The 21,303-nt window shown below is 69.2% G+C and carries 22 protein-coding genes and 1 tRNA gene; 11 read left to right on the top strand and 12 right to left on the bottom strand.

The genetic code is table 11. The features are described 5' to 3' along the window. Nucleotides 1-22 precede the first annotated feature (22 nt). Nucleotides 23-110, top strand: a tRNA-Leu gene (locus ACFYZA_RS32895). 180 nt (nt 111-290) lie between these two features. On the opposite strand, the gene ACFYZA_RS32890 is transcribed toward ACFYZA_RS32895, so the two are convergent. After that, nucleotides 291-1,250: a ScbA/BarX family gamma-butyrolactone biosynthesis protein gene (locus ACFYZA_RS32890; protein WP_388494325.1), complete on the bottom strand. Its 960-nt coding sequence runs from the start codon at nt 1,248-1,250 to the stop codon at nt 291-293. A gap of 120 nt (nt 1,251-1,370) precedes the next feature. On the opposite strand from ACFYZA_RS32890, the gene ACFYZA_RS32885 reads away from it, so the two are divergent. Continuing rightward, nucleotides 1,371-2,000 (top strand): ScbR family autoregulator-binding transcription factor, encoded by a 630-nt coding sequence (locus ACFYZA_RS32885; protein ID WP_382594708.1) that lies wholly within the window; start codon nt 1,371-1,373, stop codon nt 1,998-2,000. A gap of 117 nt (nt 2,001-2,117) precedes the next feature. Next, nucleotides 2,118-2,897 (top strand): SDR family NAD(P)-dependent oxidoreductase, encoded by a 780-nt coding sequence (locus tag ACFYZA_RS32880; RefSeq protein WP_382594705.1) that lies wholly within the window; start codon nt 2,118-2,120, stop codon nt 2,895-2,897. Between the two features lie 21 nt (nt 2,898-2,918). Here the strand turns inward: ACFYZA_RS32880 and ACFYZA_RS32875 are convergent, their stop codons facing one another. After that, entirely contained in the window at nt 2,919-3,485 is a 567-nt protein-coding gene (locus ACFYZA_RS32875) for a TetR family transcriptional regulator (protein ID WP_382594702.1), read from the bottom strand. A gap of 667 nt (nt 3,486-4,152) precedes the next feature. Between ACFYZA_RS32875 and ACFYZA_RS32870 the strand changes: the two genes are divergently transcribed. After that, nucleotides 4,153-5,397: an IS701 family transposase gene (locus tag ACFYZA_RS32870; RefSeq protein ID WP_388494324.1), complete on the top strand. Its 1,245-nt coding sequence runs from the start codon at nt 4,153-4,155 to the stop codon at nt 5,395-5,397. 102 nt (nt 5,398-5,499) lie between these two features. Here the strand turns inward: ACFYZA_RS32870 and ACFYZA_RS32865 are convergent, their stop codons facing one another. From ACFYZA_RS32865 to ACFYZA_RS32830, 8 genes are all read right to left on the bottom strand, one after another. Next, nucleotides 5,500-5,763, bottom strand: coding sequence for a DUF6253 family protein (locus ACFYZA_RS32865; protein WP_382594696.1), 264 nt, complete (start codon nt 5,761-5,763; stop codon nt 5,500-5,502). Continuing rightward, on the bottom strand, nt 5,760-6,572 hold the full coding sequence (locus ACFYZA_RS32860) for a maleate cis-trans isomerase (RefSeq protein WP_382594693.1): 813 nt from the start codon (nt 6,570-6,572) through the stop codon (nt 5,760-5,762). The genes ACFYZA_RS32865 and ACFYZA_RS32860 overlap by 4 nt, the downstream gene beginning before the upstream one ends. Before the next feature lie 12 nt (nt 6,573-6,584). Then, the gene (locus ACFYZA_RS32855) at nt 6,585-7,268 is read right to left on the bottom strand and encodes a transglutaminase domain-containing protein (RefSeq protein ID WP_382594690.1); all 684 of its coding nucleotides are present in this window, start codon (nt 7,266-7,268) and stop codon (nt 6,585-6,587) included. Between the two features lie 17 nt (nt 7,269-7,285). Further along, complete coding sequence (locus tag ACFYZA_RS32850) at nt 7,286-8,404, bottom strand: acyl-CoA dehydrogenase family protein (RefSeq protein ID WP_382594687.1); 1,119 nt, start codon at nt 8,402-8,404, stop codon at nt 7,286-7,288. 108 nt (nt 8,405-8,512) lie between these two features. Continuing rightward, nucleotides 8,513-8,887 carry an ectoine synthase gene (locus ACFYZA_RS32845; RefSeq protein ID WP_382594684.1) on the bottom strand — a complete coding sequence of 125 codons (375 nt, stop codon included), beginning with the start codon at nt 8,885-8,887 and terminating at the stop codon, nt 8,513-8,515. A gap of 60 nt (nt 8,888-8,947) precedes the next feature. Beyond that, on the bottom strand, nt 8,948-9,214 hold the full coding sequence (locus ACFYZA_RS32840) for an acyl carrier protein (RefSeq protein WP_382594681.1): 267 nt from the start codon (nt 9,212-9,214) through the stop codon (nt 8,948-8,950). After that, a complete protein-coding gene (locus ACFYZA_RS32835; protein WP_388494323.1) occupies nt 9,211-10,680 on the bottom strand; it encodes an AMP-binding protein in 1,470 nt (489 codons plus the stop codon). Before ACFYZA_RS32835 ends, ACFYZA_RS32840 begins: the two co-directional genes overlap by 4 nt. Nucleotides 10,681-10,925: 245 nt before the next feature. Then, the gene (locus ACFYZA_RS32830) at nt 10,926-11,375 is read right to left on the bottom strand and encodes a MarR family winged helix-turn-helix transcriptional regulator (protein WP_382594674.1); all 450 of its coding nucleotides are present in this window, start codon (nt 11,373-11,375) and stop codon (nt 10,926-10,928) included. Nucleotides 11,376-11,592: 217 nt separating this feature from the next. On the opposite strand from ACFYZA_RS32830, the gene ACFYZA_RS32825 reads away from it, so the two are divergent. The 4 genes from ACFYZA_RS32825 to ACFYZA_RS32810 all read left to right on the top strand — a co-directional run bounded on the left by ACFYZA_RS32825 (nt 11,593) and on the right by ACFYZA_RS32810 (nt 13,578). Next, nucleotides 11,593-11,913 (top strand): DMT family transporter, encoded by a 321-nt coding sequence (locus ACFYZA_RS32825; RefSeq protein ID WP_382594671.1) that lies wholly within the window; start codon nt 11,593-11,595, stop codon nt 11,911-11,913. A gap of 44 nt (nt 11,914-11,957) precedes the next feature. Next, complete coding sequence (locus tag ACFYZA_RS32820; RefSeq protein WP_382594668.1) at nt 11,958-12,359, top strand: DMT family transporter; 402 nt, start codon at nt 11,958-11,960, stop codon at nt 12,357-12,359. A 92-nt stretch (nt 12,360-12,451) separates the two neighbouring features. After that, on the top strand, nt 12,452-12,937 hold the full coding sequence (locus tag ACFYZA_RS32815) for a nucleoside deaminase (protein WP_382594665.1): 486 nt from the start codon (nt 12,452-12,454) through the stop codon (nt 12,935-12,937). Then, the gene (locus ACFYZA_RS32810) at nt 12,934-13,578 is read left to right on the top strand and encodes a DsbA family protein (RefSeq protein ID WP_388494322.1); all 645 of its coding nucleotides are present in this window, start codon (nt 12,934-12,936) and stop codon (nt 13,576-13,578) included. The genes ACFYZA_RS32815 and ACFYZA_RS32810 overlap by 4 nt, the downstream gene beginning before the upstream one ends. A gap of 148 nt (nt 13,579-13,726) precedes the next feature. Here ACFYZA_RS32810 and ACFYZA_RS32805 read toward each other — a convergent pair whose 3' ends face one another. Beyond that, nucleotides 13,727-14,074 carry a transcriptional regulator gene (locus tag ACFYZA_RS32805; protein ID WP_388494321.1) on the bottom strand — a complete coding sequence of 116 codons (348 nt, stop codon included), beginning with the start codon at nt 14,072-14,074 and terminating at the stop codon, nt 13,727-13,729. A gap of 372 nt (nt 14,075-14,446) precedes the next feature. On the opposite strand from ACFYZA_RS32805, the gene ACFYZA_RS32800 reads away from it, so the two are divergent. The 3 genes from ACFYZA_RS32800 (at nt 14,447) to ACFYZA_RS32790 (ending at nt 19,790) form a co-directional block, all read left to right on the top strand. Then, nucleotides 14,447-15,331, top strand: a complete 885-nt coding sequence (locus tag ACFYZA_RS32800) for a BTAD domain-containing putative transcriptional regulator (RefSeq protein WP_388494320.1) — start codon at nt 14,447-14,449, stop codon at nt 15,329-15,331. 229 nt (nt 15,332-15,560) lie between these two features. Then, complete coding sequence (gene tkt, locus ACFYZA_RS32795) at nt 15,561-17,699, top strand: transketolase (RefSeq protein WP_388494319.1); 2,139 nt, start codon at nt 15,561-15,563, stop codon at nt 17,697-17,699. A gap of 132 nt (nt 17,700-17,831) precedes the next feature. Continuing rightward, nucleotides 17,832-19,790: a helix-turn-helix domain-containing protein gene (locus ACFYZA_RS32790; RefSeq protein WP_388494318.1), complete on the top strand. Its 1,959-nt coding sequence runs from the start codon at nt 17,832-17,834 to the stop codon at nt 19,788-19,790. On the opposite strand, the gene ACFYZA_RS32785 is transcribed toward ACFYZA_RS32790, so the two are convergent. Further along, the gene (locus ACFYZA_RS32785; protein WP_388494317.1) at nt 19,766-20,929 is read right to left on the bottom strand and encodes an IS701 family transposase; all 1,164 of its coding nucleotides are present in this window, start codon (nt 20,927-20,929) and stop codon (nt 19,766-19,768) included. The genes ACFYZA_RS32790 and ACFYZA_RS32785 overlap by 25 nt on opposite strands. Nucleotides 20,930-21,303: the final 374 nt, after the last annotated feature.

Here is a 21,303-nt window from a genome sequence, read left to right as displayed (position 1 = left end):
ACCCCGCGAAGACAGACACCTTGTCCGGGTGGCGGAATGGCAGACGCGCTAGCTTGAGGTGCTAGTGCCCTTTATCGGGCGTGGGGGTTCAAGTCCCCCCTCGGACACCAGCTGAGACCCCACTTCACGTGGGGTTTTCTGCGTTTCTGGGGCGCGAGGTGACCAACGGGCCGGCCCGCACCGGACGCGGCGCCCGCGCCCCGTCCTTACGTGAGTGCCAGGTGGACGTGTGCCGCGAGCAGGCCTGGACTCCCGTCCTGCTGTGACGGGAGTCCAGGCCCGGCGGTGCTTCAGCGGGCCCCCTGGGGAGCCAGTACCACTGTGGAGCTGAAGACCCGCCGTTCGCGCTGGTGCGCTTCGATCAGTACGCGCGGACGGCCGTGGAGGTCAGGGCTCAGCGGGGTGGCGTTGAGCCAGCAGGGCGCGTCGAACTCGACGTACCCGTCGAAGGTGGTGTCGAAGGCGACCGGGGTCGCGGGTGCGTCGAGGCTCGTCTGGGCCGCCTGGCTGACGGCTTCGAGGAGCACCATGCCCGGTATGTGGTCGTGGGGGTGGTCGTAGAGGACGGTGTGACTGGTATCGACCCGCATCTGCCACCGGCCCGCCTCACCGGTGGGGGACAGGACCACATCCCGTGCGTTCGTGCGCCCCACCAGCTCGGGAGCGAGGGGTGGAGTGGGCGGGGCGGCCCTCAGGAAGACGGCACGGTCGGCGTAGGGGCCGCGGAGCCGGTTGTAGATGCTGCTCGGGTAGGCGCTGTAGTGGACCTCGGCAGAGCCCGCGTACACGCCGTTCACGGTGCCCTGCACATGGGCGACCAACTGGACCGAGCCCATCCGGCGGCGCTTGATCGCCGAGTGGATGACCTGTAGTTGGACAAGCGTCGGAGACCCGGTGGTCCGCAGCGCGTCCGCGACCACGTCCAGGGTCAGGCGCTCCCACCCCAGGCTGTAGTCCCTGGGTATGTCATGCGCCGTCTGGCAGGACACGGCGAGTGCTTGGCGCACGCTCTCCGTGAAGAGCAGCGGGCTGTGGGCCTGCGGGGTCGGTGTGTAGAAGTCGTGTGTCTGCGGCCATTCGACGGTGACGATCTGCTCGCTGCCGCACAGGTGCAGGCAGTCGACGACGAACACCTCCGACAGGTCCCGCTTGCCGACACACTCCTTGAGAGCGATCTCGGTAAGGACGTGCGGAGACGTGATGGATGGTGTTGCGAAGGCGCATGAGGACACAGCGGTGCTGTGAGACATGGTGCTACTCCCCCCAGAGTTGCTTCGATCCTGACGGGCAGGGTTGGATGCCGAGCACGATCAAAAAATAAAATAGTGCCCGTTGTTTTTTTTGTCGAGCATTTACTTTGAGGAGGCGGGATGGCGCAGCGAGCCGTGAAGCAGGAACGCGCGGTAAGAACGAGGGAGGCGCTCCTCCAGGCGGCGGCCCAAGTCTTCGGAGAGCTCGGGTTCGCGGGTGCGAGCGTCTCGAAGATCGCCGACAGGGCCGGGCTCACGCTCGGAGCGATGTACTTCCACTTCAAGTCGAAGGAGGAGCTCGCTCGGGAGATCGTGCTCTCCCAGCCCAGCAGGGTCCGGCCGGTGCATGAGTCCGAGGGGCTGCAGCACGCCGTCGACATCACGCTGACCTGGGCCTACGGACTCGCTGAAGACGCCGTGCTGTTCGCGGGCGCGCGCCTGGTGATGGAGCAGGAGCAGTTCAACGCTCCGGAGGAGAACTCGCACCAGCAGTGGACGGACATCATCGCCTCCGACCTCCGCGTCGCGCAGACCGCGCGGGAGGTTCGCAAGGCTGTCGATGTCGAGGCTGTGGCACGGCTGATCGTCAACGCCTGTACCGGCGCCCAGATGCACTCCTCCATAGAGTCGGGCCGGGCCGACCTGCCGCAGCGCATCGAGGAGATGTGGCGGATCGTGCTGCTGTCGATCGCGGTGCCGAGCGCCGTGGCACGCCTCGAGTTCGGGCAGGCGCGCGGCCGGCGGGGCTGACCGGTGGATCGTCCCAGCGCGGTGGGTGGCGACCCGGATGATCCCCGGACTCCGGGTTGTGCTGTGCTGGGTGTGATCAATTCATGGTGAACGAGTGTGTGGGGGATGAAGATGGAGATGTCCGCGAAGAGAGGCCCGGGGGAGCTCGACGGCAGGACGGTGATGGTCACCGGGGCCTCCAGCGGAATCGGTGCGGCGGCCGCGCGGCTGTTCGCCGCGCGGGGGGCGAACGTCGTTCTGATGGCCCGGCGGGAGGACCGGCTGCGGGAGCTGGCCGCGTCCGTCGCCGCGGAGGGCGGCACGGCGGTGCCCGTGGCGGGCGACGTCACCGTGTCGGCGGACGTGGCACGGGCCGTGTCCACCGCGGTGGACACGTTCGGCTCGCTGGACGCGGCGTTCAACAACGCCGGCTGGGGCACGGTGGCCACGCCCCTGCACGTGCTGGAGGACGACGTCTACGACCGGATCATGGACGTCAATGTGCGCGGCGTGTGGAACTGCCTGCGCCACCAGATACCCGTGATGCTCGCTCAGGGCGGGGGCGGGTCGATCGTCAACACCTGCAGCACCGCGGGCCAGTTCGCCACCGGTGCCGTAGCCCCCTATGTGGCGGCCAAGCACGCCGTCCTCGGTCTGACCAGGGCCGCCGCGGCCGAGTACGGCGACCGGGACATCCGGGTCAACGCGCTGATGGTCGGCATCACACGTACCGAACTCATCGAGCAGGCCCTGCGGGAGATGCCCGGGCTGGAGGAGGCCGCCGTCGCGCGGGCGGTCCAGAAGCGGCTTGCCGAGCCGGAGGAGATCGCCCGCGTGGCCGTCTGGCTCTGCGGCCCGGAGGCGTCGTTCATGACCGGAGCGGCGGTTCCGGTGGACGGTGGCTGCAGCGCCGTGTGACACCGTCGGCGGCAGGGGAGTTCACGTCGACGGCGGGGGGTCCTCCACCGCAGGGAGGAGCATGTCCCACATCCGGGTGAACAGGTCTGACGCACGGTCGCCCCGGGTCTCGGACGCCCCACTGCGCCGTTGTGCCCGCACCTCCACCTCGGCCCCGTGGACGAGGTAGAGGACGAGCGGCAGGACGAGGGAGGGGTTGACCGACGCGTACGCCGGTGTGCTCGCCGCCTTGGCCAGCTCCTCCTCAACGGCCGTTGACCACACGGCGCGCCAGTTGGGTGGACAGTCCTCGCGATCCCGGTCCAGACGTGCTGCCGCGCGGACCGCGACGTCGTTCTCCAGACATCGCACCACCGCGCCCGCCATGGCGATCGCCGACCGCAGCGGGCCGCCTTGGTGATCCACCTGCTGCAGGGCGTGCCGTGTCACTGCCACGCCCTGTGCGTGCACCTCGTCGGCCAGCGCCGCCTTCGACGTGAAGTGGAAGGTCACCGCGCCCGTTGACGTGCCCGCGGCCTTGCCGATGCCGGTCAGGGACGCGGCGGCGTACCCGTTGTCGTCGAACTCCCGGGCCGCGGCATGGACCAAGGCCTGCCGTGTGCGTGCAGCTCGTTCCTGCATCCCGTTGACCTTCCGTCGGGCAGGCACACCAGTGTGCGTCGCGTTCTATGGGGCTCATCTCGCCAGCCCACGGGGACAACGGCACACCTTCTTGCCATGCCGAGGCGAAGGTGCGCCCCAGGCCCGGCAGAGCCCCGAGGAGGTCGGCGGCCCGCCCCGGCGCCCTGAGAGCCGTCCCGGCTGGGCAGGCGCGCGGCCCAGGGTATGCCTAGGCTTCCTGGGCTCCAAAAAAAAGATAGCAATCACTATTCTATGTGTCTTGAAATAATCGCAGCATCGCCCGGGGGTGTCGACATGCCCGCCCGTCGGCCGCTTCCGGGGCTGTCGCGCGGCCGGCGGGCCGGGGTGCTCGAGATCGCGTTCGCGGGTGGATCCCGTCAAGTGGCTTGCGGTGACGCGTGATCACCCCGGCGTCCGGACCGGAACGCGGCTGACGGGCGTCCCCCTCTGGGGTGGAGCGGGGCGTGTCCGTGCTCCGGGGCCGTGCTCGTTCATGGGTGACTCTTTACAAAAAAAGAAAAAATCAACTATTTTTATCTGTGCACGGAGAGGCAAGCGCTGCGCGTGCACCGGCAGCCGGAACTCTCTGGCGTGATCCACGAGCGTAGGCGGAGACAGGGGGGGGAACCCAGAAATGACTGCGCAGCATGGGGTGGGCGGACCGGAGTCCTTCAGCGGGTTTGCTGAGGAGCTCTTCAGACATTTGCCCCGGATCGATCAACGAAGATGGGCGGCTGCCTATGTGCAGGGCCTGCTCAGCACGCCGGGCAAGAAGACGGTCCGGCGCATGGCCGCCGAGGTGACCGACTCGTCGACGGCGGCACAAGCCCTGCACCAGTTCATCAATTCCAGCCCGTGGGAGTGGGGACCCATCCGCGCCGAGCTCATGCGGTGGGCCGCGCGGCGCACCCGGCCCCGGTGCTGGACCATCGCCCCCGCCGTACTGCCCAAGCGGGGTGCGCAGTCCTGCGGGGTGCACCGCCGCTTCATTCCGCACGCCGGCCGCACCGTCAACTGCCAGATCGGATTCGGGGTCTTCCTGTCGTCGGACACCGAAGACCTTCCGGTCGCCTGGAGCATGCTGCTTCCTGACGAGTGGTCCGACGAGACACGACGGCTACGGGCCCGCATTCCGAGCGACGTCACGGCCTCGACGGAGGAGTGGCTCCTGAATCTGACCGACGAGCTCGCCGTGCACGCGGCCCACGGCCCGATGCCGGTGGTGGCCGACGCGACCGGGTACCTGGACGCCGCCGCACTGATCAACGGACTCAGCGCCCGGGGCCACGACCTCGTCGTCGCCGTACCGGACAACCTGCTGGTCCTGCCCGGCAGTCACCTGGCAGCCCGGCAGTGCCCCGAGGCCGGCCCCGTGGCCGCCGTCCGGCTCATCAGTGAACATGAACGCACCGGTCTCATTCCCCAGCGCGTGTCCGCTCCGGCCGATGGACGGCCGTACTCGATGGGGCTCGTTCACTTGCCTCGACCCCGTGCGCTGCCCGGGCCCCAGCGCACCTATCGGCTGTTCACCCAACCCGAGGGCAGGGGCCGCCACGGTGGCTTGTGGATCACCAATATGGTGAACCAGCCGCTCGGAGACCTCGTCGGACTGGCCGGCCGGCGTGCGGAGGCGGCCGGAACCGTGGGCCGCCTCGAACGGCACTTCGGCCTGCGGGACTTCGAGGGCCGTTCGTTCCCCGGCTGGCACCACCACATGACGTTGGTCTCCGCGGCCTTCACTTACGCTCGGCTGACAGCGCAGCAGGACATGCGGACCATCAGCGGTTTCGGCTCGAACAGCCCGGCAGCGCCCGATCCTTACGCGGAGCCGTGGCGGTCGTCTGGCGGGCAGCGGGCGCAGGAGCGACGAACCGCCTGACCACGCGCACCAGGCGATCGCCGGGTCACGGAACAGCGGGGGCGCGCTCTTCGGCGTACGAAGAGCGCGCCCCCGCTGGTGTTTCACCCGACGGCGGGGGTGTCACCGCACGGCTGCGGGCAGGTCGGTCCGTGGCGGTGCGTCGGCGAGCGGGGACGAGTAGGCGTCCACCCGCAGGGGAGCGGGGCGGGTGTCGTAGCGCAGGAAGCCGCTGACCAGCTCGGCACGTCTGAGCTGACCTTTGTGCAGAACCATTCCGGAGACATGGGTGCCGTCGTCGTGCCAGCACACGAGGGGGAAGCGGTAGATGTCTCCCTCAGGGGTGCCGAACACGGCCTCGTACCCGTCGGCGTCCAGGAGGCTCACGCGGGTTCGTCCTTCGGGGTGGTGGTGAACAGGTGCCCGTATTCGGTGATGTCCGCGGCGAGGTGGGCGGCGTCCGCGAGGTGGAGCGCGTGCCAGAGGATCACCTGGTTCGCGGTGAGCACGTGGAATCCGAGCTCTTCCTCAAGGGGCTTGATGGTGCCGACGGCCCGGATGCCGTTGCCCGCCACGAGAACGGCGTCGGGGCGGTGGTCGGCGACCGTGGTGCGGATCCAGGCGGACAGGTTGCCGGGGGTGATCGCCTTCTGGTTGGACGGCAGGCCGCACGGCCCGTGGTGGACGACGTCGAAGCCGAACTCGCGGAAGTAGTCCGCGCCCTGGCCCGAGAGCGTGTCGTCGAACCACGGCGGGTTCACGATGGCGATCCGTCGGGCGCCCAGTGCGTGGAACGCGGCGCGGGCGGCCTTGGTCGTGCCGGTGATCGGCAGGCCGCGGGTGACCGGCGTCAGCCGCTCGTACAGCTCCTCTTCTCCCTTGGCCTTCAGCACGTAACTGGAGGAGGTGAAGCCGAGAGTGAGCGCGTGCAGCGGGGAGGCGGCCACGAGTTCCACGGCCTGGTCCAGGAAGGGCGGTTCGACGAATGCCCTGACCGGGTCGTGCGGGATCTTCTCGTCCATCTCGCCGCCCGCGCGCATCGCGGCGAAGTGGATGCGGGAGCCGTGGATGGATACCGAGGCAGGGGCCATGGCCTGGAGTTCGGCCTCCGGGCCGACGTCGGCGTGCGGGACGACGACTCCGATGCGGGTGCTGGCATCCCAACCGTCGGTGGGCGTGCTGCTGGGGCTGGACATGAGGGAGATCTCCTACTTGGCCGGGGTGAGGGTGGACTCGTCGGCGAGCCGTCCGCCGCTGACGGTGCCCGTTCCCGTGTTGTCGAGGAACTTGGGGTGCTTGGACCGCATGGTCGCGATGATGAAGTCGTAGGGAACGTCGTCGAAGGCGCCGTGGTCGACGAGGAACTCCATGGAGCCCCCGCCCTCGGCGTACGGGTGGTAAAGGCTGTCGTGGGTGCCGTCGAACTCCAGGGCCTCCATGCCGTAGAGCTTGCAGAGCATCTTGTTGAACACCGGTGTGGCCTTGACCCACTTGCCGTCCAGGTGAACCTGGGTCAGGCCGTGGAAGAAGACGTCGCCGCCGATGTGCTCGATGAGCCGGGGCGAGGCAAGGTGGTTGCGCACGTCGCCGTACACGACGCGGGAGGGGATGCCGAGGGCGCGTACCGCCGCGGCGTACAGGGCGGCCTTGTGGAGGCAGAACCCGGACTTGGCCTTGGCGGTGTGCGAGGCCTTCAGTCCCCCGGGGGAGAGGTCGGCGCCGTAGACCTCGTAGAAGACGCCGTCGCGCACGGCGTAGTAGAGCTCGATCGCGTTCGTCTTCTTGTCGGCCGAGCGGTCCTTGACGGCGTGGTCGATGAAGTCCTGGACCTCGTCCGTCTCGTAGTCGAGGAACTCGGTGGGGCGGGTCAGCTGGAGAAGGTCAGCAGTCATGGCGTGTCCTGTGGTGGTTAGAGGCCGATGAGGGCGGCGATGCGGTTGCGCTGGATCTCCGAGCTGCCGGAGTAGATGGTCCCGGCGATCGAATTGCGCAGTTCGCGTTCCATGCCGTACTCGGTGAGCACCCCGCGCCCGCCGTGGATCTGGACCGCGTCCAGAGCGGTCTGCACGTTGGCTTCGGACACGATCGTCTTGGTGGCCGCGAGGTCGAGGGAGGCGTCCTGCCCCGCCTCGACCTTCGCCCCGGTGTCGGTGAGCCACTTGCGGGCGGTCTCCACCCGCATTTTCATGTCGGCGATCTTGTGCGAGACGGCCTGGTACTTGCCGATCGGCTGCCCGAACTGGGTGCGGGCCTTGGCGAAGTCGATGGTCTCCTCCAGCCGGCGGGTCATCTCGCCGAGCGTGAGCGAGAAGCCGAAGAGGACCTCGCGCTTCATCACGTGGTCCAGGACGAGGAAGCCTGCCCCCTCCTGGCCGACGCGCTGGGCGACGGGGATGCGCAGCTCGTCGAAGGAGAGGGTGCCGATCGGGCTGGTGCGCAGTCCGAGCTTGTCCATCGTGGGCCCGACGGACAGGCCGGGAGTGCCGGCCTCGACCAGCAGCGTGGTCAGACCGAACGGGCCGGGCTTGCCGGTGCGTACGTACAGCAGGAACAGGTCGGCGATCGGGGCGTTGGTGATGAACATCTTGCCGCCGTTGACCACGTAGTGGTCGCCGTCGCGGTGCGCGACCGAGGACAGGTTCATCGCGTCCGAGCCGCCGGACTCCTCGGTGATCGCGTGCGCGGTGATCAGCTCACCGTCCATGATCCTGGGCAGGTAGCGCTCTTTGAGCTCCCGCGTCGCGAACCGCTGCACGGGGACGCCGACGGACACGATCTGGGTGGAGGTGGAGAAGGACAGGCCCGCGTCGCGTGAGGTGTACCCCAGTCCCTCCAGGGCGCGCATCGTCTCGGTGAGGCTGCGGCCGCTCCCGCCGAAGTCGGGGTGGAAGGGGGTGCGCAGGATTCCCGAGCTCCGGACGGCCTTCCACTTGTCCTGCGGGAAGGCGGCGGAGGCGTCCAACTCCTCGAGGTTGGCGTTGAGTTCGTCGGCCCACGGGGTGGCGAGGTGGAAGAGGTCGTCGCTCAAGGATTGTCCTAGGTCCGCTGCGGGTGAGGTGGGTGGCGTGCCCGCCGACGGCACCCGGTGGGGGCGGGCGCCGTCGGCGGGAGGGGCGGGGGCCGTCGCCCCGCCGGGTCAGTAGTGGGAGAACCCGTCCTCGGACAGGCTGTGCTTCTCGTCGCCGTTGATGGGCGGGTTGAATATGGAGACGAGATGCAGGTCCTCGTCGTCCGAGGCGACGAGGTAGTGGGGGTCGTGCTGGTCGAGGGCGTAGATCGTGCCCTGCACGATCTTGTGGCGGGTGCCGTCCTTCTCGACGACCTCACCCGACCCCCCTACGCAGTAGCAGGCCTCGAGGTGGTTGCGGTACTGCAGGGCGCTGGTGGTACCGCGGCGGACCAGGGTGTCGCAGACGGCGAAACCCATGCCGTCGGACTCGGTCAGGACGCGGTAGCTGAGGCCGTTGCCCCACTCGACCGGGGCGAGGTTGTCAATGCTGCGGACGATCATGTGCTGTTTCTCCTTGTGACGTGAAGGTGCCGAAGGCCCTGAAGGTGTCGAAGGGGTACTTCAGGCCGCGAGGGCCTCGGTGTGGGAGGCGATCAGGTCGGTGATCGCGTTGATGCTGCGGAAGTTGACCGGGCCGAACTCGATGTCGTCCAGGGGGACGTCGTAGGCCTGGCTGATGTGCGAGATGAGCCGCACGAGACCGAGGCTGTCGATGACTCCGGACTCGATGAGGTCGTAGTCGTAGGTGAGATCGGACGCGTCCTCGCCGGACAGGTACTGGGTCACGACGAAGTCGCGGATCTCGGCTGCGGTGTCTTGGCTGCTCATGCCTGGATCTCCTTCATTCGGTTGCTCTTGATCTGGTTCCGGTCGGGCTTGCCCGTGGAGGTGCGGGGGAGGGGAGCGTCCGTGATGTGCACGGAGGTGGGAATCGCGTGCCGCGGCAGGTGCCTTCCCGTGTGCGTACGCAGTTGCAGACTGGTCAGCGTGCTGCTGGCGCGCCTGCTGACGTGTGCGTGCAGCCGGACCCCGGCCTGTTCGTCGGGCAGCGGGACCACGACGGCCTCGGCCACGTCCGGGTGCGTGGCGATCACGCGTTCCACCTCTTGGAGGTTGGTGCGCACTCCCCGGACCTTGACCTGCCAGTCCGCGCGGCCCTGGAGGCTGTACGTGCCGTGCTCGTCGCGGGAGACGAGATCGCCGGTGCGGTAGTAGGTGACTGAGTCGATGACGCTGAACGCCGCCGGGTTCAGTGCGGTGTTGAGGTAGCCGTGGGTCTGGAAGGGCGTGGCCACCAGCAGTTCACCGGTCCCGGCGGACTCCACGACCGTTCCGTCCGGGGCATGGATGAGCGCTCGGGTGCCGGCGATGGGCCGGCCGATCGGCAGCGTGCCGGCCGGCGCGGCAGGGTCGTACTCGTGGATGAACGAGTCGTTGGTCTCCGTGCAGCCGAACACGTTGTGGAAGCGGGCTCCGGGGAAGGCCGATGCCACCTGCGCCAGCAACGGTGCCGGCATGCTGTCCCCGGTGAAGACCATGCGGCGTACGGTCCGGTAGACCTCGTCGGCCTCGACCAGCAGGCGGTGGACCATGGGCACGCCCTGGACGAAGGTGACTTCGTGTTCGGCGACCAGCGTCCGGAGGTGCGGGCCGTCCGTCGCCCTGCCCTGGTCCACCAGGACGACTTCCGCGCCCAGTTGCAGGAAGGTCCAGACATCGAGGAGAGCGAGGTCGAAGTTGAGCGGGGCGTAGGACAGCGCGGTGTCCTTGGGGGAGAGGCCGAACTCGTCGACGGCCCAGTCGGTGAACGCGTCGAACCCGGCGGACTCGATCGGAACGATCTTCGGAGTTCCGGTCGAGCCGGATGTGGTCAGGAGCAGCCGGGTGCGTGCCGGATCCGGTGTGGCGAAGTGCTGGGCCTGCTCCTCGTCCGCCCGCACCGGCGTCGCGGTGAGCTCGCCGTCGGCGGCCGCGGTGAGCAGGTGGGAGACCCGGGCCTGTTGCGCCAGCCGCTCGAGCGCGGCGCTGCCCAGGTCGGGGGAGGGTACGAGGGCGATGTGGCCCTCGTGGAAGACGGCCAGCAGCAGGGCAATGGTCCCCGGCGTCTTGTGCGCCGGCACACACACGGTGCTGCCTGCCGGGAGATTCAGCCGCAGCAAGTGGCTGCGCAGGTTCTGGGTCAGCTCGCTCAACTCGCCGTAGGTGACGGCCTGGTCGTTGAAGTGGAGCGCTGTGTCGTGGAGCCGGTGGTGGCCGTGGACGGCGATGGTCTCGGCCAGACGGGGCGATGGCACGGCGGGATTCCTTGCGGTCGGCGCAGTCGGCGCTCAGAGGTGTCGCTCGACTGTTCGTTGAATCGTGCGGTGTCGAGGGCGAAGGTATCCGGCCAAGTGCATGCTTGGTCAAGCATGCACTTGGCGAAGTGGGTGTGACGCAGATCGCAGGTAATTGTCCGTGCAACTAAAAACCCCCGGACGCCTGAGGCGTCCGGGGGTGTCGGGGGCGATGTGCCCGATGTGGTTCGGGGGAGGTCGGGGGGTCAGCTCCGGGGGGCGCGCAGGGCCTGGACCGTGGGTCCCAGTTCCGGGTCGGCGGTGAAGGCGTTCAGTGCGGAGGAGAGGACCTCGGTATAGGTGGCGCGCGCGGCCTGGTAGCGCTGCCGCCCCTCGTCGGTGATGACCGCGTAGACGCCGCGCTTGTCCGACGGGCACAGGTCCTTGTAGGCGAACCCGGCCGTCTCCAGCCGCCCCACCAGGCGAGTTACCGATGACTGCCCCAGCCCCACCCGCTCGGCGAGGTCCTGCATGCGCAGCTCGCTGTCGTCGGCGTGGTCGAGGTGTTCCAGGGAGCGGTACTCCGACAGGCCGATCGCGTGCCGGCTCTGCAGCGCCTGGGTCAGTTCGCGTTCCACGTGTGCGTGCAGTGCGAGGACGCGATTCCATGCGGTGTGGTCGGACGTGCGCGGGGGCACGGGGTGTGAAGTTGCCATAGTCGCGGCCTCCCCGGGGTTGATGTTTGACATCAGAGTACATGCTCATGCAAGCTCCTGACGTTCCCCCGGTCGAGCCCTCGGGTGCGCTCGGGCAACTTATCTTTGCATGTACAAGCAACATCCACGAAGGTGTCGCACCGGCGGCACCTCACCCCCGCCCCCCAGCGTGGCCGGCCCGGAAAACGCGGCCGTCAAACCGAAGGGACCCCCTCTCATGCAGTGGCTCTACCTCGCCATCGCCGTCGTCTTCGAGATCGGCGTCGCGATCGCGGCCGGCAAGGCCGAAGGCTTCCGCAACCGCAAGTGGACGACCGTGACCCTCGTCAGCGGCGCCCTCGGCACCTACTTCCTCAGCCAGGCCCTGCTGACCTTCAACGTCGGCGTCGGATACGCCCTGTGGACCTCGGTCTCCGGCATCGGCATCAGCCTCCTGGGCGCCCTGCTGTTCGGCCAGCGCCTCAGCTGGCGCAAGGCGCTGGGCATCGTGGCCATCATCGCCGGGGTCGTCGGACTCCAGCTCAGCGGCGGCGCCTGACAGTCGCCCGCCCACCATCCGAACTCACGAAAGGCACCTTCCTCATGTCCTCGACCAGCCCCTCCGCCGCCAACTCCTGGCTCATGCTCCTCCTCGCCGGCGTCTTCGAAATCGGCTACGCCCTCTCGGTGGGCGGAAGCCACGGCTTCACCCGCCTGACCTGGTCGCTGGTTGCCGTCGTGTTCTTCCTTCTGACGCTGTGGGCGCTGAGTGCCGCGCTGCGCACCATCGACGTCGGCACCGGCTACGCCGTCTGGGCGGGCATCGGGGCGGCCGGAGCGGCGGCCCTCGGCCCCGTCTTCTTCGACGAGACCCTCACCCTCGTCCAGTCCCTGTGGCTCGGCGTCATCATCCTCGGCGTCGTCTGGCTCAAGCTCGCCGACAAGCCGAGCAGCACCGAACAGCCCGTCGAGCGGCCGCAGGAGGCCCAGGGCGCCGGCGTCTGAGGACACCTCCACCGCACCGGGGCAGCTCTCGGCCACGACGCCGCCCCGAGCTCGACCAACGCCCCCGCTCCCTCTCAAGGACCGACTCCGCAATGCATAGCGACACCCTCGATCACCTGACTCCCTACGTGGAGGAAGCCGTCAAGATCAGTCGTAGTCACGTCGCCGAAGGCGGCATCCCCTTCTCGGGGATCGTCGTACGGGACGGCCTCGTCCTGGGCACCGGCTTCAACCGGGTCCACGAGGACAACGACCCCACGGCACACGCCGAAGTCGTCGCGCTGCGCGCCGCGGCGAAGAAGGCCGGCAGGTACGGCGTCGCGGGATCCACCCTGATCGCCTCGGGCGAGCCCTGCGCGCTGTGCTACATGGCCGCCCTCTACTTCAACATCGAGCACATCGTGTACGCGGCCGACCGCAGGACCGCCGACGCGTACGGCTTCGCCTACGCCGACTCGTACTCCATCTTCTCCACCGACCCCACCACTTGGCCGATCAAGGTGACGCACGCCCCGATCGAGGGGCACGAAGTGCCGTTCCAGGAGTTCTTGACCGGCCGGAAAGGGCGACTGCGATGAGCACCCCCGTCAAGATCCAGGTCTGGTCCGACTACGTCTGCCCCTTCTGCATGCTGGCCGAGGGGCCGCTGGAGGAGGCGACGGACGACCTCGACGTCGAGATCGAGTGGAAGCCCTTCGAGCTGCGTCCCCATCCGCAGCCCACCCTGCGGCCCGAGGACGCCTACCTGCCCGACATCTGGCGGCGCGCCGTATACCCGATGGCCCGGCGCCTGGATGTCGACATCACCCTGCCCAGCGTCTCTCCGCAGCCCTACACCCGCCTCGCCTTCGAGGGCTACCAATTCGCGGCCGAGCACGGCAAGGGCACCGAGTACACGCGTCGTATGTTCCGCGCCTTCTTCCAGGAGGACCGGGACCTCGGTCATCTCGATGTCCTGCAGCCGCTGGCCGAGGAGATCGGACTGGACGGCGCCGCGTTCCGCGAGGCCCTTGAGCAGGGCACGTACAGCGACAGGCACCAGGACGCGCTCCGCGAGGCGCAGGCGCACCGAGTGCAGTCCGTGCCGACCCTCCTGGTCGGTGACATCCGTATCGAGGGTGTGCCGAGCTCCGCCCAGCTGCGCAAGGCGATCCTCGACGCCCAGGCCCAGCAGGACGCGGAGTTCGGCGGGGCGTGCGCGGTGAACGGGGGCTGCTGACGACGGGCGTCGCGCAGCCGGCCACGTCACGGCGTGTGGCCGAAGGTCTGGCGGGCCGCCCCGGGGCACGAGTGCATGGCGATACGCGCCATGCACTCGTCTCGTCACCCGGCTCCGCGCACCCCCGCCGGACCGTCGGTCCAGACGCTCACCCTTGACTCGAACACCCCCTGCGCCGGGCCATCTCGTGCACGGCCGCGGTGAGCGCGGCGTCGAGGAAGCCAGGGAAAAGAGCGTCGAGGTCGCTTCGCCGCAACGTGCTCATCTTGGCGGTGCCCCGGTAGTTCTGCTGGATCACTCCGCTTTCGCGCAGAACCCGGTAGTGGTGCGTGGCTGTGGCCTTGCCGACCGGCACATCGATGGACGCACCGGACAACTCAACTGTCGTGCACGAGAGTTCGCGGACTATGTGCATCCGCACCGGGTCTGAGAGGGCCTTCATGACGTTCTCCAGGCGGATTTCGTCAAGGGTGGGGTGAAGGAGTTCGCGGGTCATCGGTGTGCTGGTCCCTGCCCTTTCGCAGTCGACGGTCTGCGTTGATTTTGTCAGTTCCGCATGTACCGGATCCCTGGGCGCAGTTGCCCGGGAGCCGCAGCGGCGAACGAGGCGTTGGCGCGGTGGCGGAGCCCGCCCCCGTGAGCCGAAAGCATCGTCCCTTCTTCAAGTGGTGGGCGCGCGAAGTTCGTTGAGGGTTTTTGTACGGCGGGCCGACTGTGTGTGCGGGCCCTGTCCTCCGGTGTCACGGGCTTTCAAAAAAAGAAAACAACTACTATTATTTAGTGTACCTGGGTGCGGGGGGAGCGCACCATGCCGCGGCGCGAGCTCGAGAGGCGCGGCGACAAGGGCGATGGACACCGAGGGGGCGGAATGGACTTGAAGCTTTTGGGAGAACTGTCCGTGCACGAGGGCGGAACACCCATCACACCCACCGAAGCGCAGACGCGGCAGGTCCTGGCGCTGCTCGCGACACAGGCCGACCACATGGTGCCCACGGCGGTACTTGTGGAGGAACTGTGGCCCGTGGATCCGCCCCACCGCGCCACCGACATGCTGGAGGGGCATGTCCGGCACGTGAGAGCCCTCATCCAGGCTGCCCTCGCCCACGGCCATGAGCGTGCCGATGACACCCACGGCGAGCGCCGCACCGCCCATACCGTGCTGGCAGGGCTGCCGGGCGGCTACCGTCTCCACAGCGAGGGAGGCACCAGTGACGTCGCGGCCTTCGAGCGGGAAGCGGGCGCCGGCTACCGCGCGATGGAGACCGAGGATTTCGAGACCGCGGCCAACCGGCTGCGAGGCGCCCTGGCCCTGTGGTCCGGCGAACCGTACTCCGGCGTGCTGACCGGCCCCCACCTGCGCGCCCACGCATCCCGACTCGAACATTCCTGGCAGCGGGCCCTGGACCAATGGATGTCCGCCGAGGCACAACTGGGGCGCAGCCGCGCCCTGCTGGACGACCTGATGCTGTTCCTCTCGCGGTTCCGCGCACAACAGCCGCTGTACGAGGGGCTGATGTACGAGCTGCGCCACACGGGCGACCCCCGCGGCATTCTCGCGACCTACCAGCGGGTGCGTCGGCGGAGCCAAGCCGCCGCTCCCGCCGACGCACCCCTGCGCGGCACCATTCCCCGCCCGGCCGGCCGGGCCGCGGCATCCGCCTCCCGGGGACCCTTCAGTGCGGTCGGCGCCCCGCCGCGAAAGGCGTACGCAGGGGGGCCGCGTGCTGCCACGGGAGTCCGCGCCATGGCCTGAGCCAACCGCGAGCGGTGCGGCCCGCCCCGACCAGGGCCGACTTGATGAACTCCCGGCCGACTTGACGGGCTGTCGCCGGGGCCGTTGGCCACCACTTCCACCCCCTTCAGGATGACCGCTGGGGACGGCCGAGCCGGCTCGCACTGTCGGCCGGAACGGCCGGGACAGGCCCGGCTCAAGCCGCTTCCGCCTCGTAGATCCTTCCTCGACTAGGAGCCCTGAGCACCCTGTGAACCCCCAGGCGAGTACGACACCCCCGGCCCCGCTGTCCGCCCCCTTCGAGTGGACCGAGCTCGATCGCCGCGCGGTCGATGTCGCCCGAGCCCTCGCGGTCGACGCGGTGGAGACCGCGGGCCACGGCCACCCCGGCACTGCCATGAGCCTCGCTCCGGCCGCCTACCTGCTGTTCCAGCGGCTGCTGCGCCACGACCCCGCCGACCCGCACTGGGCGGGCCGGGACCGCTTCGTACTGTCCTGCGGGCACTCCAGCCTCACCCTCTACAACCAGCTGTACCTCTCCGGATACGGCCTTGAGCTCGACGACATCAAGGCGCTGCGCACCGAAGGAAGCCTCACTCCGGCTCACCCCGAATACGGCCATACGCCCGGTGTCGAGACCACCACCGGCCCGCTGGGCCAGGGCCTGGCCAACGCGGTGGGCATGGCCATGGCGGCGCGCCGCGAGCGCGGCCTGTTCGATCCCGACGCCGCACCGGGCCAGTCGCCCTTCGACCACACCGTGTGGGTCTTCGCCTCCGACGGCGACCTGGAGGAGGGCATCAGCCACGAGGCCAGTTCCCTGGCCGGCCACCAGAAGCTCGGCAACCTCGTCGTCCTCTACGACGACAACCACATCTCCATCGAGGACGACACCCGCATCGCCCAGTCCGAGGACGTGGCCGCCCGCTACCGGGCCTACGGCTGGCACGTGCAGCAAGTCGACTGGACCACCCCCGAGGGTTACCGGGAGGACGTCCCCGCCCTGCACGACGCACTGGAGCAGGCGCGCCAAGTCACCGACCGGCCTTCACTGGTGGCGCTGCGCACCATCATCGGCTGGCCGGCCCCGAACAAGCAGAACTCCGGCAAGATCCACGGCGCCGCCCTCGGCCGTGAGGAGGCAGCGGGCGCGAAGTCGGCCATGGGTCTGGATCCTGAACGCTCCTTCGAGGTGCCCCCGGAGGTCCTCACCCACGCCCGCCGGGCCGCGGACCGCGGGCTTCAGGCGCACGGGCGGTGGGACAAGCTCCACGCGGACTGGCGCACCGCTCACCCCCGGCGGGCCGCCGCCTACGACCGGATCTCCGTCCGCCGCTTCCCCGAGGGCTGGGCGCAGGACCTGCCGGTCTTCGCCCCCGGCCAGGAGATGGCCACCCGCAAGGCGTCCGGCGAAGTGCTCTCCGCCCTCGCCGGGGTGCTGCCCGAACTGTGGGGCGGATCCGCGGACCTGGCCGACAGCAACAACACGACCATGAAGGGGGAACCCTCCTTCGTCCCCGAGGAGTTCGCGACCGAAGCCTTCGCCGGACACCGCTACGGACGCACGGTCCACTTCGGCATCCGCGAACACGCCATGGGCGCCATCCTCAACGGCATCGCCCTGCACGGCGGTACCCGCCCCTACGGCGGCACCTTCCTGGTCTTCTCCGACTACATGCGTCCGGCGGTCCGCCTCGCCGCCATGATGAAGCTGCCGGTCACCTACATCTGGACCCATGACTCCATCGGGCTCGGCGAGGACGGCCCCACTCACCAGCCGGTCGAGCACCTCTGGGCGCTGCGCGGCATCCCCGGCCTCGACATCGTCCGCCCCGCGGATGCCAACGAGACGGTCATCGCCTGGCGGACCGTACTCGAACACACCGACCGGCCCGCGGGGCTGTGCCTGAGCCGGCAGAACCTGCCCGTGCTCGACCGGAGCGATTCCTCAGATCTGGCCCCGGCCGAGGGAGTCGCCCGCGGGGGATACATCCTGGCCGAGGCCAGTGACGATGCCCCCGAGGCGGTCCTGATCGCCACCGGAAGCGAAGTCCACATCGCCCTGGCCGCGCGCGGCCTCCTCCAGCAGGAGGGAATCAGCACCCGTGTGGTGTCGATGCCGTGCGTGGAATGGTTCCGCGAACAGGACCAGGACTACCGCGACCTCGTGCTGCCGCCTCATGTGAAGGCCCGGGTCTCCGTGGAGGCCGGCACCTCGCTGGGCTGGCACGCCTTCACCGGGGATGCCGGAGAGGCCGTCGGCATCGAGGAGTTCGGTGCTTCCGCTCCCTACCAGTCGCTCTACCAGCGGTTCGGCCTCACCCCGGACCGGGTGGCAGCGGCCGCCCGCGGCAGCCTTCAGCGCGCGAAGCGTGCTGATCGGCCGTGACGGGCGAGGTGCGGGCCGCGCGGGCGTCGCGGCCTAGCGGTTGGTCATGACCAAAGACCACCGATTGACTTAAAGATCATCAAAGAATTACCTTCAGCCCATCTGTGAACGGAGTGCCCAGGGGAGCAGCGCATGACGGATGAACCGGGCACCACGGAGACCGATCTGCTCACCATCCTCGAACTCCTTGCCGAGGAGGCACCGCAGGGCAGGCTGGAGGAGTTGCTGCAGCGGGCACGCCGGGCCGGCCAACCCCCGCAGAGCCTCGCCCGCTTGGAACGGGCCGTCTCACTCGCGGGCAGGATCCACGTGTCGCAGGGCCGGAGCCGGCAGCGCGAGGACAGCCTGGCGGATCTGGTCGACACGGCTCGTGACCTGACGTTCCCGCACGGGCTCGACGCCTTGCTCCGGGTGGTCACCAGGCGTGTGAGGCGGCTCCTCAACTTCGATCTGACATGCGTTGCCCTCCTCGACGGGCAGGGCGCGATGTACGTACACACCTCAGAAGGCTCGATCACCGCCCTGGTCAACGGACTGCAGATCGACCAGGGCCGGGGTCTGGGACATCGCGCCCTGGCCACCGGCGCCCCGGTGTGGACCGCCGACTACCGGGACGACGACGGCATCGAGGGCCGGGATCACTTCGACGAAGTGATCCAGGCCGAAGGCCTGCACGCCCTCATGGCCGTGCCGCTGGTCAACGGCGACCGTACCGTCGGGGTGCTCTACGGCGCCTGCCGGACGGTACGGCACTTCTGCCCCGACGAACTCGGCGTGGTCTGCTCACTGGCCGTACTGGCGGCCGTGGCCATCGAGAGGGCCGAGCGCCTCGAACAGGCCAGGGGCGACATCGACGAGCTCGAACTGGACGGCTTTCGCACCCGCACCAGCCTCGTACGCATGCAGCAGCTCAGCGAGGCACACAGCCGCACCATGAACATGCTGCTGGCCGGCGCCGACCTCACCAGCGTGGCGAAGGCGGCCGGTGACGCCCTGGACGGGACCCTGCAACTGCGGGATCCCAGCGGCCGGATCCTGGCCGGCGGGGACATCGCCGACCTGGACGAGACCGCCGTGGCCGAAGGCGCCCTCGACGCCCACGCGCGCCGCGGTGTCGTGGCCGCCGTCGGCAACACCTGGGTGGCGCCCGTGATCGCCGGAGCCGAGAACCTCGGCCAGCTGGTGTTACGCCCCGCCACGGCCCTGGTCGGCGAGGACGAGCGCCTGCTGTACCTCACCGCCCAGGCCTTCGCGATCCAGCTGTTGCTCCAGCGCTCCACCGCCATGGCCGAAGGTCCCGTACGCGACGAGCTCCTCGACGACCTCTTGGCCTCGCACCCGCGCGCCGCGCACCAGCTGCAGCACATCGCCCAGCGCGTCGGCCAGTTCGGCCTCGACCTGGACGCGCCGTACGTCCTGCTCGTCGTCCGGCCCGAAGGCGGCGAACCGGGCCGTGCTCTGGTCTGGGCCTCCTCCTACGCGCACCGGATGTCCGGGCTCAAGACCGCGCGCGACGGCCGCATCGTGCTGCTGCTGCCCGGCGAGGACCCGTCCGGGGCAGCCCGGGCCGTCGCCGAGGAACTGTCCCCCGTTCTCGGCCACTCCGTGTCGGTGGGTGTCGCCGGCCCGGGCAAGGGACCGGCCGACACCAGCCGCATCTACCACGAAGCGCTGCGCTGCCTGGACGCGCTGACCGCGCTCAACGCGCGGGGCAGCACGGCATCCGCCCGCGAACTGGGCTTCCTCGGGCTGTTGTTGGCCGACCAGCACGATGCCGAGGGATTCATCGAATCGACTCTCGGCCCCGTGCTGAGCCATGACCGTGACTGGCAGACCGACCTCGTCGCCACCCTGGGGGCCTACTTCGCCGGCGGAGGCAGCCCGACCAATGCGGCCGAATCGCTTCACGTGCACCCCAATACCGTCTGGCGCCGCCTCAAGCGCATCACCGAACTCCTGGGGCCCCAGTGGCAGCAGCCGGAAAAGATGCTCGAGGTGCAGTTGGCGCTGCGGCTCCAGCAGACGCGCGGTCTTCTGCAACGGCAGGAGAACGCCGAGGCGAGCCCTCAGGCGGCGCGGCCCATCACATAGTTCTCGGCTGTCAGCACATGGGCCGCGTGGGCTGCCGAGGCGAGGGTGATGTGCCGGTGCCAGCCCTGGAAGGAGCGGCCGGCGTAGTCCAGCAGACCGGTCGTGGTGCCGACGTGCGCGAAGTCCCGGTCGACCCGGTGCGTGAGCTTCGTCAGGCGCAGCAGCGCCGCCATCGGCAGCTGTGTCAGATCGGTGAGCCACAGCTGGACCGGCGGGCGCGACGGGTCGAGCCATTCGCCCAGTAACAGCAGCGGCCGCGGCCGGGCCCCCTCCGGCGAGGGGAAGGACACGGGGATCGCCGCGACGAGCGAAGTCCTCGTGGCCCCATGGGCGGCCGGGTCCGCCCAGGACACCGGGCGGCGAAGTCCCTTCACCGCCTCCAGGATCCGTCGGGCCGGAAGTGCTCCGGCGCCGAATCCGGGCAACGCGCGGTCGGCCACGGTCACTCGGCAGGAGGAGCTGATGCGGGCGAGGACGGGGACACCCGACGCGGTGAGGCGGGGCACCGCCGTGTGCGGGTTGCCCCGCCGGAAGTCGATCACTACGGGTCTGCGCGAAGGGCTTCCGTACTGTGCCGTGTCCAGCACGGCCGCGACCGCGCACTCGTCCGGGGTCTCCGGGCGGGCCCCGTCGGGAACTCCCGCGCGGCCCCTGCGCTCGGGGTCGCTGACCCACTGGTCCGACAGCAGCATGCGCCAGTTGACCGGCGCGCTCAGCTCCTCGGAGGCGAGCCACACCCCGAAGGCCTGCTGCCCGCGGAACATCTCGCCCAGATGCGGGGCGAAAGTCCGGTCGACGCCCACCGAGTACTCACCCGCTTTGGGTATCTGCATGGCCCGCACCACCCAGGCCTGCGGTGAACTCATCTGCTCCAGATAGCCGGTGAGCGCGGCACGTACGGGCCGCCAGTCCCAGGGGGAACTGCTGATGAAGTGATGCAGGCTCTGCTCGGTGTCGGCGGAACCGCCCACCTGGGCGGCGATGTTGCGGATGGTTTTGCGCCCGACGGTGGTGAGGAGGCCATGCAGGTAGGTCTCCGCCTTGTGCCGCTGGTCCTTGCGGCGGAAGGCGGAGAACAGCGCGGCGCTGAGCTCGCCGACGACATCGTCGAAGATCGCTCGTTGCTTGAAAGCAGACATGTTCATGACGCTCCCGGCTTGGTCGGCAACCCTTTGCTGGCGTACGCACACCATGTCCGCCCCGCGCCTTCCCGAACGAGGTTCTCCACGCACCTGGTTGTCCCTGCCGTCACTCGGCCCACCACCAGGGCCCGGCACGGGAAGCCGTCGTCGCCGTGTGCCGGACAGAGCGGTGCGGCCTCCCGTGCGGGGTGGTGTTGCCCCGGGCACCAGGGGAGCGGGCCGGTGTGGGGCACGGCTCGCATATGCCCTGGTCACAGGTCAGCGAATGGACAGCGCGTCGAGGTAGGAGGTGATGTTGCGGCGGGTCTCGGGCACGCTGTCGCCGCCGAACTTCTCGGCGACCGCGTCCGCGAGGACGAGCGCGACCATCG

It is taken from the genome of Streptomyces sp. NPDC001828, assembly GCF_042892175.1.
GTDB lineage: Bacteria > Actinomycetota > Actinomycetes > Streptomycetales > Streptomycetaceae > Streptomyces.
This window is presented reverse-complemented; position numbering and strand designations above follow the sequence as displayed.